This window comes from Stieleria mannarensis (genome assembly GCF_014154935.1).
Lineage (GTDB): Bacteria > Planctomycetota > Planctomycetia > Pirellulales > Pirellulaceae > Stieleria > Stieleria mannarensis.
Genome location: NZ_JACEHH010000041.1, coordinates 25,571 through 40,665, shown reverse-complemented (window position 1 = coordinate 40,665; position 15,095 = coordinate 25,571). Strand labels below are relative to the sequence as shown.

General features: G+C 59.2%; 10 protein-coding genes. 9 read left to right on the top strand and 1 reads right to left on the bottom strand.

Features of this window, described 5'->3' with window-relative positions; all coding sequences use genetic code 11:
- The first annotated feature begins 109 nt into the window (after nt 1-109).
- From H1B37_RS23880 to H1B37_RS34040, 9 genes are all read left to right on the top strand, one after another.
- On the top strand, nt 110-1,633 hold the full coding sequence (locus tag H1B37_RS23880) for a sensor histidine kinase (protein ID WP_182869579.1): 1,524 nt from the start codon (nt 110-112) through the stop codon (nt 1,631-1,633).
- Between the two features lie 155 nt (nt 1,634-1,788).
- The gene (locus tag H1B37_RS23875) at nt 1,789-3,246 is read left to right on the top strand and encodes a sigma-54-dependent transcriptional regulator (protein ID WP_182869577.1); all 1,458 of its coding nucleotides are present in this window, start codon (nt 1,789-1,791) and stop codon (nt 3,244-3,246) included.
- A gap of 153 nt (nt 3,247-3,399) precedes the next feature.
- Nucleotides 3,400-4,929, top strand: a complete 1,530-nt coding sequence (locus tag H1B37_RS23870) for a DUF3375 domain-containing protein (protein ID WP_182869575.1) — start codon at nt 3,400-3,402, stop codon at nt 4,927-4,929.
- A complete protein-coding gene (locus H1B37_RS23865) occupies nt 4,926-5,600 on the top strand; it encodes a DUF4194 domain-containing protein (protein ID WP_182869574.1) in 675 nt (224 codons plus the stop codon). The genes H1B37_RS23870 and H1B37_RS23865 overlap by 4 nt, the downstream gene beginning before the upstream one ends.
- A complete protein-coding gene (locus tag H1B37_RS23860) occupies nt 5,593-9,000 on the top strand; it encodes an ATP-binding protein (RefSeq protein ID WP_182869572.1) in 3,408 nt (1,135 codons plus the stop codon). Before H1B37_RS23865 ends, H1B37_RS23860 begins: the two co-directional genes overlap by 8 nt.
- Nucleotides 8,997-10,151: a Wadjet anti-phage system protein JetD domain-containing protein gene (locus H1B37_RS23855; RefSeq protein ID WP_182869570.1), complete on the top strand. Its 1,155-nt coding sequence runs from the start codon at nt 8,997-8,999 to the stop codon at nt 10,149-10,151. The genes H1B37_RS23860 and H1B37_RS23855 overlap by 4 nt, the downstream gene beginning before the upstream one ends.
- A 339-nt stretch (nt 10,152-10,490) precedes the next feature.
- Nucleotides 10,491-11,744 carry a putative DNA modification/repair radical SAM protein gene (locus H1B37_RS23850; protein ID WP_182869568.1) on the top strand — a complete coding sequence of 418 codons (1,254 nt, stop codon included), beginning with the start codon at nt 10,491-10,493 and terminating at the stop codon, nt 11,742-11,744.
- A 187-nt stretch (nt 11,745-11,931) separates the two neighbouring features.
- Entirely contained in the window at nt 11,932-12,648 is a 717-nt protein-coding gene (locus tag H1B37_RS34045; RefSeq protein ID WP_286178101.1) for a TIGR03915 family putative DNA repair protein, read from the top strand.
- Entirely contained in the window at nt 12,645-13,343 is a 699-nt protein-coding gene (locus H1B37_RS34040; RefSeq protein WP_286178100.1) for a UdgX family uracil-DNA binding protein, read from the top strand. Before H1B37_RS34045 ends, H1B37_RS34040 begins: the two co-directional genes overlap by 4 nt.
- Nucleotides 13,344-13,693: 350 nt before the next feature.
- On the opposite strand, the gene H1B37_RS23840 is transcribed toward H1B37_RS34040, so the two are convergent.
- A complete protein-coding gene (locus H1B37_RS23840) occupies nt 13,694-14,848 on the bottom strand; it encodes a sialidase family protein (RefSeq protein WP_182869566.1) in 1,155 nt (384 codons plus the stop codon).
- Between the last annotated feature and the right edge of the window lie 247 nt (nt 14,849-15,095).

Below are 15,095 nucleotides of genomic sequence, written 5' to 3'. Positions count from 1 at the left end.
GCTGGACGTTCCCTTGAGGCTCCACCATCGCTGCGACGCAGCGACCGGGAATCGCCTAAAAGCTAGACACCAACACGTCTACCCGAATGCACCCCCGAGACCGAAATTCATGAAGTTGCGAGACAAGATCGGCTGCTTCCTACCCATCACGGGATGCGTCCTGTTGTGCCTGGGCGTGGCAGGGGCCTGGTACGTCATCGAGCTTCAGAAACAGAATTCGCACCTGCTGGACGTTAACGTGGCAAGCATCCGCGGCGCCGAAGAGCTGGAATTGATCACCCGCGAGATGCGTCACGAACTGGATCGATTCCTGCTGACGATGGACCGCAGCTATCTGGTCCGGGCCGCGGAAAAGGAAGCACAAACCAACGAGTGGCTGTCCAAGGCAAGACAGCTGTCCGCATCGGACCAGGAGCGCGCCTTCGTCGCGGACCTCGAACAGCGACTGGAAAGCTACTTTGAACAGCTGCATCGCCTGATCGACGACCCCGATGTCGAGATTTCCACCGAAGCGGTCGACACCCTGGAAGAGAAAACGTTGTCCGAGCAGGTCCTGGTCGCCGCCCACGACTACCTGCGGTTCAACGAGTCGGAGCTTCAGCAAAGCAACCAGGAGAACCAACGGTTGGCACAAAAGCTGGCGATGGTGATGGTCTTCTTGGGCGTCTGCGGCGCGATCGCCGGCCTGGAGGCCGGCTACGGTGTCGCTCGGGCGATCAATCGAACCATGTTCATGCTGTCGGTCCCGATCCGTGACGTGGCGGGCAAACTGGAAACCGTCGTCGGCCCGGTGGAGGTTTCGGCGGACCCCAGTCTGCAAGACCTGCAACTGGTTCTCGAAACGGTTTCCTCACGGGTGGGCTCTGTCGTCGAACAGTTGCATCAACGGCACCAGGAGATCGTCCGCGCCGACCAACTGGCCGCCGTCGGCAAGCTGGCGGCCGGATTGGCGCACGAGCTGCGTAACCCGTTGATGTGCATGAAGACCCTGGTGCAAGCGGCCGCGCGGAATCCGGATTCGGCAAGCCTGAACGCCACCGATATCGCGGTGTTGGACGAAGAGATCACGCGGGTCGACAGTTTGCTGCAAACGTTCTTGGATTTCGCACGGCCGTCGGAGCCACAGTTCTGCTTGGTCGAACTGGCGCCGATCGTTCGCCAAACCGTCGATCTGGTCGCCGGCCGCGCCGAAACGCGGCACATCCGAATCGAATGCCAACTGCCCTGTGAATCGGCCGAGGTCCGCGGTGACGCGATGCAGTTGCGTCAGGTGCTGTTGAACCTGCTGCTCAACGCCCTGGACGCCGTGTCCAACGACGGACGCATCACTATCGCCATCGAGCGAACCGGGCGCAGCGACACCATGCAACCGGCATTCGATCCGGCTGCCCAGTGGGTATGCTTAAGTGTCGCCGACGACGGCTGCGGCATGCCCACCGACCAAAGCGAGAGAAATCGAATGTTCGAACCGTTCTTCAGCACCAAAGATCCCGGACTAGGACTCGGTCTGGCAATCTCCCAACGGATCATCGACGCACACGGCGGTCGACTCGTCGCCGAAGATCGCCCCGAAGGCGGAACGGTGATGAAGGTGATCTTGCCGTTGCCCTCCCCCGTCACCCTCCGCGCCTAACCTGCCGCGGAAAAGGGGTCAGGTACCAAAAACCAAATGGCCCGCAGGGTGCTTCGCATTTTTGGTACCTGACCCCTTTTCCGATCGACAAACGCAACCCGTCAATTAAACGCTGACAGAGCACTCACCCCATCCCGTAATCGGACGACTCCACGGTGCCGAAACTAATCATCATCGATGACGAACCCAACCTCCGCTACTCGCTCAAAAAGAGTTTGGAGACGGATTCTTTGGAGGTCATCACCGCGGCGACCGCCGAAAGCGGCATCGCCGCAGTCCGCGAGCACCAACCCGACGCCGTCATTCTGGACGTGCGGCTGCCGGACATGTCGGGGCTGGACGCGTTCAACATCATCCATGAACTCGATGCCAGGGTTCCGGTCATCATCATCACCGCGTATTCGACGACCGAAACGGCGATCAACGCGATGAAGCATGGCGCGTTCGAGTACCTGCTCAAACCCGTCGAGTTTGACAAGCTGCTGGCGACCGTTCAAAGCGCCATCGACGTCAGTTTGATGAGTCGGATTCCCGCCCAGTTCGGAATCGCCGGCGACGGAGACACGTCGGCCGATCAAATCGTCGGTCGCTCGCGGGCGATGCAGGAGGTCTACAAACTGATCGGCCAAGTCGCCCCGCAAGACGTCAACGCGTTGATCCTGGGTGAAAGCGGAACCGGCAAAGAAATGGTCGCCCGCGCGATCTATCAACACAGCCGCCGCGCCGATCGACCGTTCATGGCGATCAATTGCGCCGCACTGCCGGAGAACTTGCTGGAAAGTGAATTGTTCGGCCACGAACGCGGTTCCTTCACCGGCGCCGATCGACGGCGGATCGGAAAGTTCGAACAAGTCAATCGCGGCACGATCTTCCTGGACGAAATCGGCGACATGACGCCGGCGACCCAAGCCAAAGTGCTCCGCTTGCTGCAAGACGGCAGCTTCGAACGCGTCGGCAACAACGAAACCATTCGCGTCGATGTGCGGATCATCGCCGCGACCAATCGCAACCTGCTGCAGATGGTCCAGGACGGCGAATTTCGCGAAGACCTGTACTATCGCATGAGCGTCTTCATGATCCAATTGCCGCCGCTACGCGATCGCCCTGAAGACATCCCCGTGCTCGCCGAACACTTCATCAACCTGCTCAACCGGGACATGCACAAACAGATTCGCTCCATCGCCCCCGATGCGATGGCGCGGCTGCAACAGTACCTCTGGCCCGGCAACGTCCGAGAGCTGCAAAGTGCGATGAAGCACGCCCTGGTGCGCAACGTCGGCGAAGTCCTGACCGTCTCCTCGTTGCCGGAAACCTGCCGCCGTGTCGCGCCGGCCGGCGGCGGCGAAGCGCCGCCGAAACTGGATGCGGACAACATCCGTCGATTCGTTCAAGACTTGTTGTCCGAAGCCCCCGCGAACCTGTACCAGGAAGTGCACAGCGAGATCGACCGCATCTTGCTGCCCGAGGTGCTCAACCATGCCGAAGGGAACCAGGCCCAAGCCAGCGAACTGTTGGGCATCGCCCGTAGCACGCTACGAACCAAAATCACCGATTTGGGGCTGACGTTCGAAAAGCGGCTCAAACAAGATTCCGAGACCGGCGCCACCCCATAGGCACCAAGTGAAGCAGTCGATTCATCGCTGAATCGGATTCACCCTCCCTGCCAGGGAGGGTGAAGTTTTCACTTGATGTGGATGCTCCGAGACCGTCAACGCCTCCCACTCGCAGCTGACCAACCGTGTCCAGATTGTGATTAAGATCTGGCCATGAATCTCGACGCAATCCTGACGTTCCTGGAATCCTCCCCCACCATCCGCCTGCTCAAGGCGGACCTGGGGCCGTTCGTCATTTTCTTTCTGCGCCGCGCGTTCAAATCCGACAGCGAAGACTCGGCGATCTCGTTTTCGCACGACGAACTGGCCAGCCGCTTGCAAGTCTTTCAGGACGAACTTCGCGATGAGGAACGCGCCGAGATGCTCGGTTCGGCCGATCGCTACTTACGCGAGTGGTCCGACGCCGGATGGCTGCGACGGTTCTTGCCCGCCGATTCCACCGGCCCCCACTACCAACTCACCCGTTACAGCGAAGATGCCATTCGAATCGTCGATGCCGCACTCAATCGCGACACACGGCTGGTCGGTACCGAAAGCCGATTGAGACTGGTCATCGACACGCTGGTCGATCTGGTCCGCGGTGCGTCCCCCGACCCGGATCGTCGCATGAAAGACTTGCTGGACCAGCGGAAGCGGATTGATGAACAGATCGCGGCGATTCGCGGTGGTGGCGAAGTGGAAACGTATCACCCGGCACAAATCCGCGAACGCTTTTACACCGCCGTCGACCTGCTGAAGACGCTGCAAAGTGATTTCCGCGCCGTGGAAGATCGTTTCGAAGCGATCGGCCGACAGGTGCAACGAGAAGCGATCAAAGACGATCGCCGCCGCGGAGAGATTTTGGCCACCGCCCTCGACGCCGAAGACTTGATTAAACAACAAGACGAAGGGGTCAGTTTTGACGCCTTCGTCGCGTTTCTGTTTGCCCCCCAGGCCCAAGCCAAACTTCGCGAAACGATCGCCGAAGTCACGCATCTGGACGCCCTGACCGGCGAGCGGGCTGCCGTCCAACACATCCGCGCGATGGTCCCGTCGCTGTTGGCCGAAGCCGACAACGTGCTGCGGCAAACCGGCCGATTGTCGCAAACCCTGCGGCGGTTGCTGGACGATCAATCCGCCGGTCATCGAAAACGGACCGCGGAAGTTCTTCGCGAAATCCGCACCCTGGCCTCGCGTTTGAAACACCATGTCGCCGAGTCGGATCAGCCGCCGCCCAGCGAGATCGGTTTGACCGTCGAGACCTCGATCGGGCTGGCGTCCCCGTTCGCCCGCCCCTTCTGGACGCCGCCGCAGGTCTTTGAAACCACGCCGGAAACCCGCGTCGTCGATTTGGAAACGGCCCGCCGCGAGGCCAGAAAACTTGCCGGTATGAAGCGATTGGAATGGGATCGGATGCGTGAAGCGATCGCCCACGCCACCGGAAACTCGCCTTCGGTCCGGCTCTCACAGCTGCTCCAATCCCGTCCCCTGAACGTCGGCATCATTGAACTGGTGGGGTGGATTCAAATCGCCCACGAAGACGGACACCGTATCGATCGCGATGCGACCGAAGAGATCCGCGTGACCACTGAAGACGCGATCACGGGACAGAAACGCCCGTTGCGTGTCCGGGTTCCGTTGGTCACCTTTCACCGAACGAACGAAAAAGCAACCAAGCCGATTCGAACCAAGAGACCGCGATGACAAATGATTCCAATCACGAAGTCCTTGCATCCGATGCGTTGCCGCCGCCGGTCCCCTGGGCGCCCGCCGCGGTTCGCCTGCTGCAAGGCATCGTCTATCACGACGACGCCGGTGACACCTGGGAACGCATCCTCGCCGGAGCGACGCCGCTAAGTGACTACTTTGCCCGCATCGGATTGATGTTGATCGTCAACGAAGAAGATGGCATGGCCTACCTGCGGCAAATCGAGCCGGAAGTGCTGCCGCCGGATTATCCGTCGATCCCGAAATTGTTCCGCAGCATCCGGCTGAGCTTCGAAGCCTCGCTGTTGTGCGTGCTGCTGCGCGACGAACTGAGACGCTTCGAAGAAGAAATCCATCGCGATGATCGCTGCGTGGTCACCCAGGCATCGTTGCTGGAGATTTGGCAGTCGCTTGTTCCCGGCAACGACGACGCCGTCCGCGCGAATCGAAACTTGGGCGGACAGCTGCGAAAACTGGAAGAACTCAAGTTTGTCCGCAGGTTCGAAAAGCAGCCGCCCAGCTGGGAAGTCCGCCGCATTCTCAAAGCCCGCTTGCCACTGGAGGAACTGGAACGACTGCGCACCGATCTGACCGCGGAACTGAAGCGACGCGCGGAAAACGACGCGGACCCCGAGTTGGATGCCGCCGTGGAGACCTCCGATGACTGAATCCACGTCGCGGCCCCGCCCCATGTCCTTATTCGACGACGCCCAAGATTCCACGACCGATCCGATCCGGCCAGGATTTCGCCTCTCGACCTTCGAGGTCTTCAACTGGGGAACCTTCGACGGCCAAGTCCACTCCTTTCACCCCAACGGCGAAACGGCACTGCTGGTCGGAGAAAACGGTGCGGGTAAATCAACACTTGTCGATGCGATGTTGACGCTGTTGGTGCGTCCCGGTGTTCGCAATTACAACGTCGCCGCCGGAGCCACCAAGAAGGAACGTGACGAGAGGACCTACATCCGTGGCGCCTACGATCGAACGGCCGGCAGAGACGAAAAACCGAAAATCCAATACCTTCGCGACGGCAGCGGGTTCTACACCGCGCTGCTGGCGACGTTCACCAGTGGATCGTCGGGCAAAAAGTTCACGCTTTGCCAAGTCATGTACTTGACCGCCTCGGGAGACCGCAAAATCTATTACGGGTTTGACACGCGGCCGCGCAGCATCGCCGCCGACCTGGGCGGGCTGAAGTCCGGCAGCGACATCAAATCCGAGATGTCCGATCGCGGTTTCCAAGTGACCGAAAGCTACAAGCAGTACCACGGCTGGTTCCAGCGGCAGGTCAAGTTTCGTCCCAAAGCGATGGACATCTTCAACCAGACCGTCGCAGTCAAGGACGTTCAGCGGCTGGATCAGTTCATCCGTGACCACATGCTGGAAAAGAAACCGTGGAACGACAAGGTTTCCAGTCTGCTGCAGCACTTCGCCGAACTCAGCGAAGCCCACCGTGCTCTCGTTCAAGTGCGTCAACAATCCGAGCTATTGGCGCCGATCATCAAGACCGGAAAACGCTATCGAAACGCCAACGAACAACTGCAACAAGCCCGTGATCAGCACGAGTCCGCGCCGTTGTTCTTTGACAACGCGATCGCCGATTTGCTGCGTCCGCTGTGCCAACAATGGCAATTGCGAATCGAACACCTGGACCAGGAGATCGAGTTGCTGGACGCGTCACTGAAGACCAAACGCGATGATTCGGCCCGGCTGGAACATGAGATCGCACACAGCGGCGGCGCCCGATTGCAGCGGCTGCCAGACTTGATCGCCGCCGAAGAACAGCAGGCGAAATCGAAACGCGAAAAACGACTCGCCTTCCAAACCAAACTGCAGCAAACGGGAATCGAACTCGAAATTAGCAGCGCCCAGCAGCTGGAGAAAGCTCATCAAGCGATCGCGAACACACATGAGAGTTTGGTGCGACAGCGGCAAGAAATCACCGACCAGCTCAGTCGCTACGATTACGAGTTGGGCGTGTTGCGAAAACAGTTCGATGACGATGCGCGGGAACTGGAATCATTACGGCGCCGCAAAGGCAACCTGCCCGACGCGTTCATTGAAGTCCGCGCGGCGATCTGTGCCGCGTTCAAGCTGCCGCCGACGGAGTTACCCTTTGTCGCCGAACTGGTCGCCGTTGATCCCGACCACAGCCGCTGGGAATCATCGATCGAGCAGGTGTTGCATTCGTTCGCGCGGACCTTGCTGGTGCCCGACGATCTATACGCCAAGGTTTCCGGATACGTCGATGGGACACGTCTGACCGATTCACGCGGACGCGGATTGCGACTGACCTACGACCGAGTCGCCCCGACGGCACCGCCGGCCGGCCCGGTTTCCGACGACCTGTCGCTGCCGGAAATGCTGCACTATCGCGATGATCATCCGCTGGCGTCTTATGTGCGCGGTGAAATCCTGCACCGCTTTGACCACCTGGCTTGCGAATCCATCGCCGATTTTCAGATGGCAAATCGCCGGGCGATGACGATTCATCGACACGTCAAACAAAACCATCGCCAACATGCCAAGGATGACCGCAGTCGCCAAGACGACCGTCGACACTTCGTCCTCGGCTGGGATAACCGCCCGAAACGCGAGGCTCTGGAAAGGTCGATTCGTGATCAACAGGCCCAGATCGCGGACATGGAATCCAAGATCGCGTCGCTCCGTCGATCCAGCGACCAGTCCACCGCACAATTGACAGTGCTGGACGAACTGTCCGTGATGACCGACTTCGACGCCATGGACGATCATCGCCACGAATTTGATGCGTCACAGTTGCGTTTGGAAAAGGAGAAACTGGAAGCGTCCAACGACCGGGTGAAGGAACTGAAAATCAAGTTGGCCGATGTGCGGGCGGAAATTGACGGCCTGGAATCCGATCGCGATCGCTCGTTCGACGAACGATCCAAAACCCAACACCAACTCGACAGTGGCAATCGCACCCTGCGGTCGGTCGACAAATCGCTGGCCGACGCTCGCCAGGCAGGCGACCTTGAACGAGCACAAGTCCACTTCGCAGGAATCACAACTCATCTGGGTGATCGAAAACTGACGATCGAAAACATGGGGCGGTTGCCGACCGAGGTCACTCATGAGCTGTCAGCCGGGGTCAACCAGCGAGAACAACGCGTCAGCCCCATCCGCGATGACCTGACCCGGGCGATGGGACGATTGCTGACGAAGTTCCCGGTCTTTGAATCCGAATTGAGCCCGACGCCGCAGTCGTTGCCGGATTTCGAAACCTTGCAACAACGTATCATCCAAGACGACTTGCCGCGTCATGAACGCCGTTTTCGACAACGACTGAAAGAGAAAGTGTTGCAGGAAATTGGCCTGCTGCACGGATCGTTGGAAGACGAACGCGAGGAGATTCGCAGCAAAATCGAAGTGCTCAACGAAGCCCTGCGGCGACTCGATTGGCGACCGGGAACCTACATGCGGCTCGAACCGAGCGACACCACCGATGCGGAAATTCGTGACTTCCGCCGTGATCTGGCCGGTTGTCTGGAAGGCACACTGGACGGGACCGATGATGCCAACGAAGCGACGTTCGGGCGGATCGAAAAACTCGTCGGCCGCCTGCGTGATGATGCCAATCTACGCTGGCGAGAAAAAGTGATCGATGTCCGTAACTGGTTCCGCTTTGCCGCCCGCGAATACGACGCCGCGACGGGAAACCCCGGCAGCTATTACGACGGCGGAACCGGACAATCCGGCGGCGAAAAAGGCAAACTGGCCTTCTTGGTCTTGGTCGCCGCAATCGCGTACCAATATGATCTGCAACCCGATGAAACCGAAAGCGATCGTTTTCATTTCGTCATGGTCGACGAAATGTTTTCCCGCAGCGACGACACCAGGGCCAAGTACGCGCTCAACTTGTTCGCCCGATTCGGATTGCAACTGGCGATCGTCGCGCCTTTGGACGCCAAAGCCAAAATCACCGAAAGCTACGTCGGGATGTATGGGCACATCATCAAAGACCCCGAAACCAATCGCAGCGAACTGATCAGTTTGACCGCCCAGCAGTACCGCGCGGTCGGAGACGAGGAAAACGCAAACGGATGATCACGCCCGAGGCGATTGCCGAGAAAGCGAAACGGATTTACCCCAAAGCGGTCGGCGCTTGGTTGTCGGAGGAAATCGACACGTTCTTTCCACACCGCGTGCCCGCCAACTTGTCGCTTTCCAAAGACCACGCGGCCGCAATCGAACAAGTCGACCAACTGCGTAAAGCGTCCAAAGACGTCACCGGTCGCGGTTACACGGTGTGCTACGAATCGCGTCGCAGCCGCACGTATGGGTTGAACCAGTTCCCCAGCGCCATCTTGATTGATTCAATGGACGATCTGGTTCATCTGGCCGGATGCCAATCGCAATGGGACACGCTGCAGGAATCTGTCGCGACGCTGCGCCGCCGCAAACCAGAATTGTGGCCCTGGCTGGTTCAGCGAAACCACTGGAAAACGCTGCCGGAAATCGCCGCTGTTCTGGACGGGTTGTTGGACATCGTGGACTATTTCCAAACGCACCCGCGCCCCGATTGTTTCGCCCGCGAGCTGCCACTGGCCGTCTCCACCAAACTCCTGGAAACCCATCGGCGGCGACTGGCCACCTGGTTGGACATCGTTCTGCCGCCGCACACCATCGACCATCGCTACGGATACGATGCATTTGAACCGCGGTACGGGCTACGCTACGCCCGCCCGCATTTTTTGATCAGGACGTTGGACGATCAGTTGCAGTCCGAACTCGGTCTGGCCTTTGATGAACTGTCGTTGCCGGCCGAGTCGCTCGCGAGTTTGCCGGTTGCGGACGCGCGAACCTTGATCGTCGAAAACAAGATCAACTTGCTCTCGTTGCCGAACATGGACCGCAGCATCGCGCTGGGAGGATTGGGCGCCGGTGTCACGCAATTGGCCGACGTCGAGTGGCTGCATAACAATCCGCTGTACTATTGGGGTGACTTGGATGCGGAAGGGTTCGTCATCCTGGACCGACTGAGGCAATCGCTTCCCCGCGTGACGAGTGTGTTGATGGATCGGAGCATTTTGGAGCGGTTTCAAGACTTAGCCACCGTCGGCAACGGGGCGCAGCCGAAAGAACTCACCCACCTGAATGCCGAGGAAAAAGCGTGCTACGCGGCGGTTTGCAAGGGCAATTTGCGGATCGAGCAAGAACACCTGCCGATAGACTTATTGGTTTCGATCCTGGCCTAACCGGACAGCGGCACTTCGTCCCCAATCGAACAAAAGACAAGCACGCAGCGCCAGCAAGTGAGTCCCAACGTAGCGACGCTCGCCAGAGCGTGACCCTCCAGCCCCCACCTTCCGGTGAGGACTGCGACGTTTCCATCGCACTTGGCGGATCTCTATCATGCCAATGCTCCGCCGCAGCCTGATTTTCAGGTCGTGGACGATGCGACGAGTCCATTCGGGTTGCCAGCTTCGAGGACTCCTCACGTCGTTTCCACTCCGGTTTACCCGAATCTTGGGGCGACACGGAATACTAGCGCCAAGCTCCACTTCGAGTCTCATCTTAGGCCCGCCGCCCCACCCATGGATGTTCGTGAAAAACTAGCCGTCCTTGCCGACGCCGCCAAATACGATGCGTCCTGCGCCAGCAGTGGCTCCAAGTCGACGCGCGCCGGCAGTTCGATCGGCAGCACCGAAGGGATGGGCATCTGTCACAGCTACACGCCGGACGGTCGCTGTGTCTCACTGCTGAAGATCCTGCTGACCAACTACTGCATTTACGATTGCCAGTACTGCGTCAACCGCATCTCCAGTGACACGCCGCGGGCCCGGTTCACGGTCGATGAAGTGGTCTCGTTGACGATGGAGTTTTACAAGCGGAACTACATCGAGGGATTGTTCCTCAGTTCGGGCATCATCCAAACATCGGACTACACGATGGAGCAATTGGTTTCGGTCGCCAAGAAGCTGCGGACCCAGCAACACTATGGCGGTTACATCCATCTCAAGACGATCCCCAACGCGTCGCAGAGTCTGATCGACGAAGCAGGCGTTTGGGCGGATCGATTGAGCGTCAATATCGAACTTCCCACCGAAAGCGACCTTTACACGCTCGCCCCCGAAAAAAAGAAAACGCAAATCGTCGGCGCGATGCAAGGTATCCGACAAAAGATTGACGAAACCAAAGCCGACCAGAAATCCGGCATGCACCCGCCACGCTTCGCGCCGGCCGGGCAAAGCACCCAAATGATCGTCGGTGCGACCGAGACGCCCGATGTCGCAATTTTGGACACCGCGTCGCAGTTGTACGACGGCCACAACCTGCGTCGCGTTTACTATTCGGCGTATAGCCCTATCCCACACGCCGATGCCCGCTTGCCCGGCCAGTCGCCGCCGCTGGTCCGCGAACATCGGCTTTATCAAGCGGATTGGTTGTTGCGGTTCTATGGGTTTGACGCGAGTGAAATCGTCACCGAAGCCGACCAGAACCTGGCCTTGGACATCGACCCGAAACTTGCCTGGGCGTTGGCCAACCGACATTTCTTTCCGGTGGACGTGAATCGGGCCAGCCGCGAAGAGTTGTTGCGAGTGCCAGGGATCGGCGCCAAAAACGTCAAACGCATTCTAAGCATTCGCCGCTACAAGAGCCTCCGTACCGACGATCTAAAAAAACTGCGTGTGGCTTGGAGCCGAGCCAAATACTTTGTGTTGACCGCCGATCACAACCCCAAGCTTGCCGATCTGGACAAGGTCGATCTTCGCGACCGTGCGAAACCCAAACACCAGCAGTTGATGTTGTTTGACACCGGTCAATCCGCACGGACCGGTGAGGTTTAGCCGGAAAACGCCACCTTGTTCGAGATTGAATACAAGCACGCAGCGCAAGCAAGTGTGTCCGGACGTCGGTGTCTAGCCTTTCGGCAATTCCGCGGCGCTGCGACTCATGCCCCTACCATTCGGTCCTGAGCCCACAAGCGCCGCCCATCTCCAAAATCGAGTGTTAACGAAGCACTCGGATCGCAGCATGCAATTCTTGAAAGTCCAAACCTACGACCAATGGCGATCCGCGGCGCGACGGCTTCTGGAGGCCGGCGTGCCGCCCGACCAAGTCAGTTGGAGCGCCGACGACCAGCAACTCGCACTCTTCGAAACGACCGTAGACGAGGCGACGCCGGTCCCCACACCGAACACCTTCACAGTTCCGAAATCGTTTTTGGAACTCGCCAAGATCGTCGCCTGTCACCGCGACGCGTCACGATGGAGTTTGCTCTATCGAGCGTTGTGGCGACTGACTCATGGCGAACCCCACCTGATGAAAATCACCACCGACGACGATGTTGACGCGCTGATGAAGATGCGCAAAGCGGTCACGCGCGATGCGCACAAGATGAAGGCATTTGTGCGATTTCGTCAGGTGGCCGATTCCAGCGGCCGTGAAAACTACGTCGCGTGGCACCGGCCCGATCATCGCATCGTCCGATTGGTTGCCCCGTTCTTTAGCCGCCGATTCCGTGGGATGACGTGGTCGATTCTTACGCCAGACGAATCAGTGACCTGGGACCAGTCGTCCTTGCAATACGGTCCCGGCGTTTCGGTCAGTGAAGCGCCCGATGCCGATGCACTCGAGGAATTGTGGAAAACGTACTATGCTTCGATCTTTAATCCGGCACGCGTGAAAGTCGCGACGATGAAACGTGAGATGCGGTGCGTCATTGGCCGACGCTGCCCGAAACGGCGATGATCGACGATCTGCTGAAGCAGGCGCCCGAGCGAGTCGAGTCGATGATCGACCAGCACGAGGGCTTTGCGGAGACGGCGATGCACTACATGCCCGAGCATGTGGAGTTGGAAACGCTGCGCGAAGCGATTCAATGTTGTCAAGCATGCGATCTGCATCGGCATGCGACGCAACCGGTTTTCGGTGAAGGCCCAGTCGACGCCCGCATCGTGCTGGTCGGAGAGCAACCCGGCGACCAGGAAGACCGGCAAGGCCGCCCCTTCGTCGGCCCCGCCGGCAAGCTGCTCGACCAGGCCTTGCAGCGGGCCGGGATCCGACGCGACGCCGTGTATGTGACCAACGTTGTCAAGCATTTTAAATTTGTCGAGAAGACCGGTGTTCGAGGAAAACGTCGCCTGCACCAGAAACCGAACGCACGCGAGGTGTATGCGTGTCGGCCTTGGTTGGAAGCCGAACTGGCACTGATCCAGCCGCAATTGATTGTCTGCCTGGGAGCGACGGCGGCGCAATCGCTTTTCGGGCGTGACTTTCAGATCTCCAAACGACGTGGCCAGTTCGTCGCGACCGATTGGTGCGAGCGCACGATCGCGACTTGGCACCCCGCCGCGATTCTGCGGATGCCCGATCGAGCGAAGAAGGCTGAAATGGAACAACAACTCGTCGACGATTTGGTCCGCGCCAACGATGCCCCACACTAAAGCGATGCGTGCGGCGATCGTCTGACAGGCCGCCGTAATTGGAGGTTCGCGTTTCCTTGTTAATCAAGCTGTGCCTGACCGATCGCGAACGGACCGTCCGCCGGTCGAACGTAGCTGCCTTCACCAGAAAATGGATCTCCGACGTAAGTCAGACTTAAACGAGCGGCGCTGATGTCAAAGCACCGTGGCCCAGCTTGAAATCCACAGAACCTTTCCATCCCGACTTCCTTTCGATTCCCGCTTCCGCACGATCAGCCGCTTGGTGCCGGCCGAAGCGCCCCCGTTGTTCTGCCCCCATCATTCTGCCATCCCTCCCCTGACCCCCACCGACGCGACAGGACGCCGCGCCGTCACGGGCGCAGGTTGCCGAAACTGCTCCATGGGACGCGAGTGATCTGAGATTCTGCCAAGCCGTTGTTTTTGGTGCGGTCACCGGCACAGTGTCCCAGCAGGATGGCGTCCGGCGTGAATTCGAGGGCGGTGTAGCAATACCAGCCGTCGGGGTTGTCAAACAGGGTGATCGAAGGATTCCACGTTTCGCCCCCGTCACGGCTGGTGGCCAGCGACAGTGGTGTCCGTTTCCCGCGCAGTTCGGGCGTGATGTTCGCGTGATCATTCCAGGCACAGACCAGAGTGTCGCTCTCCGGGATGCGTTCGATGGTTGCCGGAGAGGTCGGTGATTGAAGCGTTGATGGGGTCAGTGGTGACCAGGTGTCACCGCCGTCGCGTGAATGGCTGATCAGCTGGCTTCCGGCGTTGGATCGGACGAACATCATCACGCGATCATCGTGAAGCTGGACGACGCCCGGTTCCTGGGCGACCAGACGTCGGCCGGTGTTTGGATCGCGGGCCTTCATGGTGATTTTGCTTCGATGCCAGGACTTTCCGGCATCATCACTCAGGTAGCACATCACGCTGCCGGTCCAATCCGGTTTTTCTTGATCCGGCGTGTGGTGCAGGGCGACCGGAACGATCAGACGTCCGTTGTGTTGTTGGACGTTGCGTAGCTGGATCACGCGGTCGTTGTTCAAGACGTAGTAGCCGATTTCCGACTCGGGGATGATCTCCGTCGGCTTACTCCACGTCGTCGCTTCGTCATCGCTGAATCGGACCACCGGACGGCAATCCTGCAGCGATTGTTTTCTCAGATAAAACATCGCGATACGGTCATCGGCCAGCCGCAGCAGCGACACCGACATGATGTTCCAAGTGGCGTTGTTGTCCTGGATCAGCGTGTCGGCGTCATCCCAGGTCCTGCCGTCGTCGGAGGAAAAGCGTCCGGCCAGATGCGCCGAAGAATGATCGCCACCGCCGCCGGTGAAATGTGTATAGACGAACAGCAACCGGCCATCTTTCAGCCGCACGAAATCGCCCTCGCTATTGCGCGGGTTCGACGGGGTCGCAGGCAACCGAAGCACCACCGCCTGCCGATTCGCTTCCTCGGCAACCAATCCACTGGTCACCGACGCCATGATGACCGACACAACAAAAACAAACCGCTTCATCAAAAACACCAACATTGGACTCCCGCTGCACCACCAGCAACACGTAATAAAACCGCGATCCAAAACCCCAGCCCCGCCACCCTACCAAATCCACTCCCCACCCGGGGACAGACCCCAACTCTTGCGCAGATCGGGTTCTATCCCATACGGGGACAGACCCCGACCTCACCATCCCCATTCCCACCACCGGGGACAGACCCGGGATTCAAGAGGGGCGCCCAGGTCTGCCTGGGGACAGACCCTGATT

Bases quoted from the DNA above. Each gene is read 5' to 3' on its own strand.
- H1B37_RS23880 (WP_182869579.1), top strand. From the start codon at position 110: ATGAAGTTGCGAGACAAGATCGGCTGCTTCCTACCCATCACGGGATGC.
- H1B37_RS23870 (WP_182869575.1), top strand. From the start codon at position 3,400: ATGAATCTCGACGCAATCCTGACGTTCCTGGAATCCTCCCCCACCATC.
- H1B37_RS23865 (WP_182869574.1), top strand. From the start codon at position 4,926: ATGACAAATGATTCCAATCACGAAGTCCTTGCATCCGATGCGTTGCCG.
- H1B37_RS23860 (WP_182869572.1), top strand. From the start codon at position 5,593: ATGACTGAATCCACGTCGCGGCCCCGCCCCATGTCCTTATTCGACGAC.
- H1B37_RS23855 (WP_182869570.1), top strand. From the start codon at position 8,997: ATGATCACGCCCGAGGCGATTGCCGAGAAAGCGAAACGGATTTACCCC.
- H1B37_RS23850 (WP_182869568.1), top strand. From the start codon at position 10,491: ATGGATGTTCGTGAAAAACTAGCCGTCCTTGCCGACGCCGCCAAATAC.
- H1B37_RS34045 (WP_286178101.1), top strand. From the start codon at position 11,932: ATGCAATTCTTGAAAGTCCAAACCTACGACCAATGGCGATCCGCGGCG.
- H1B37_RS34040 (WP_286178100.1), top strand. From the start codon at position 12,645: ATGATCGACGATCTGCTGAAGCAGGCGCCCGAGCGAGTCGAGTCGATG.
- H1B37_RS23840 (WP_182869566.1), bottom strand. From the start codon at position 14,848: ATGAAGCGGTTTGTTTTTGTTGTGTCGGTCATCATGGCGTCGGTGACC.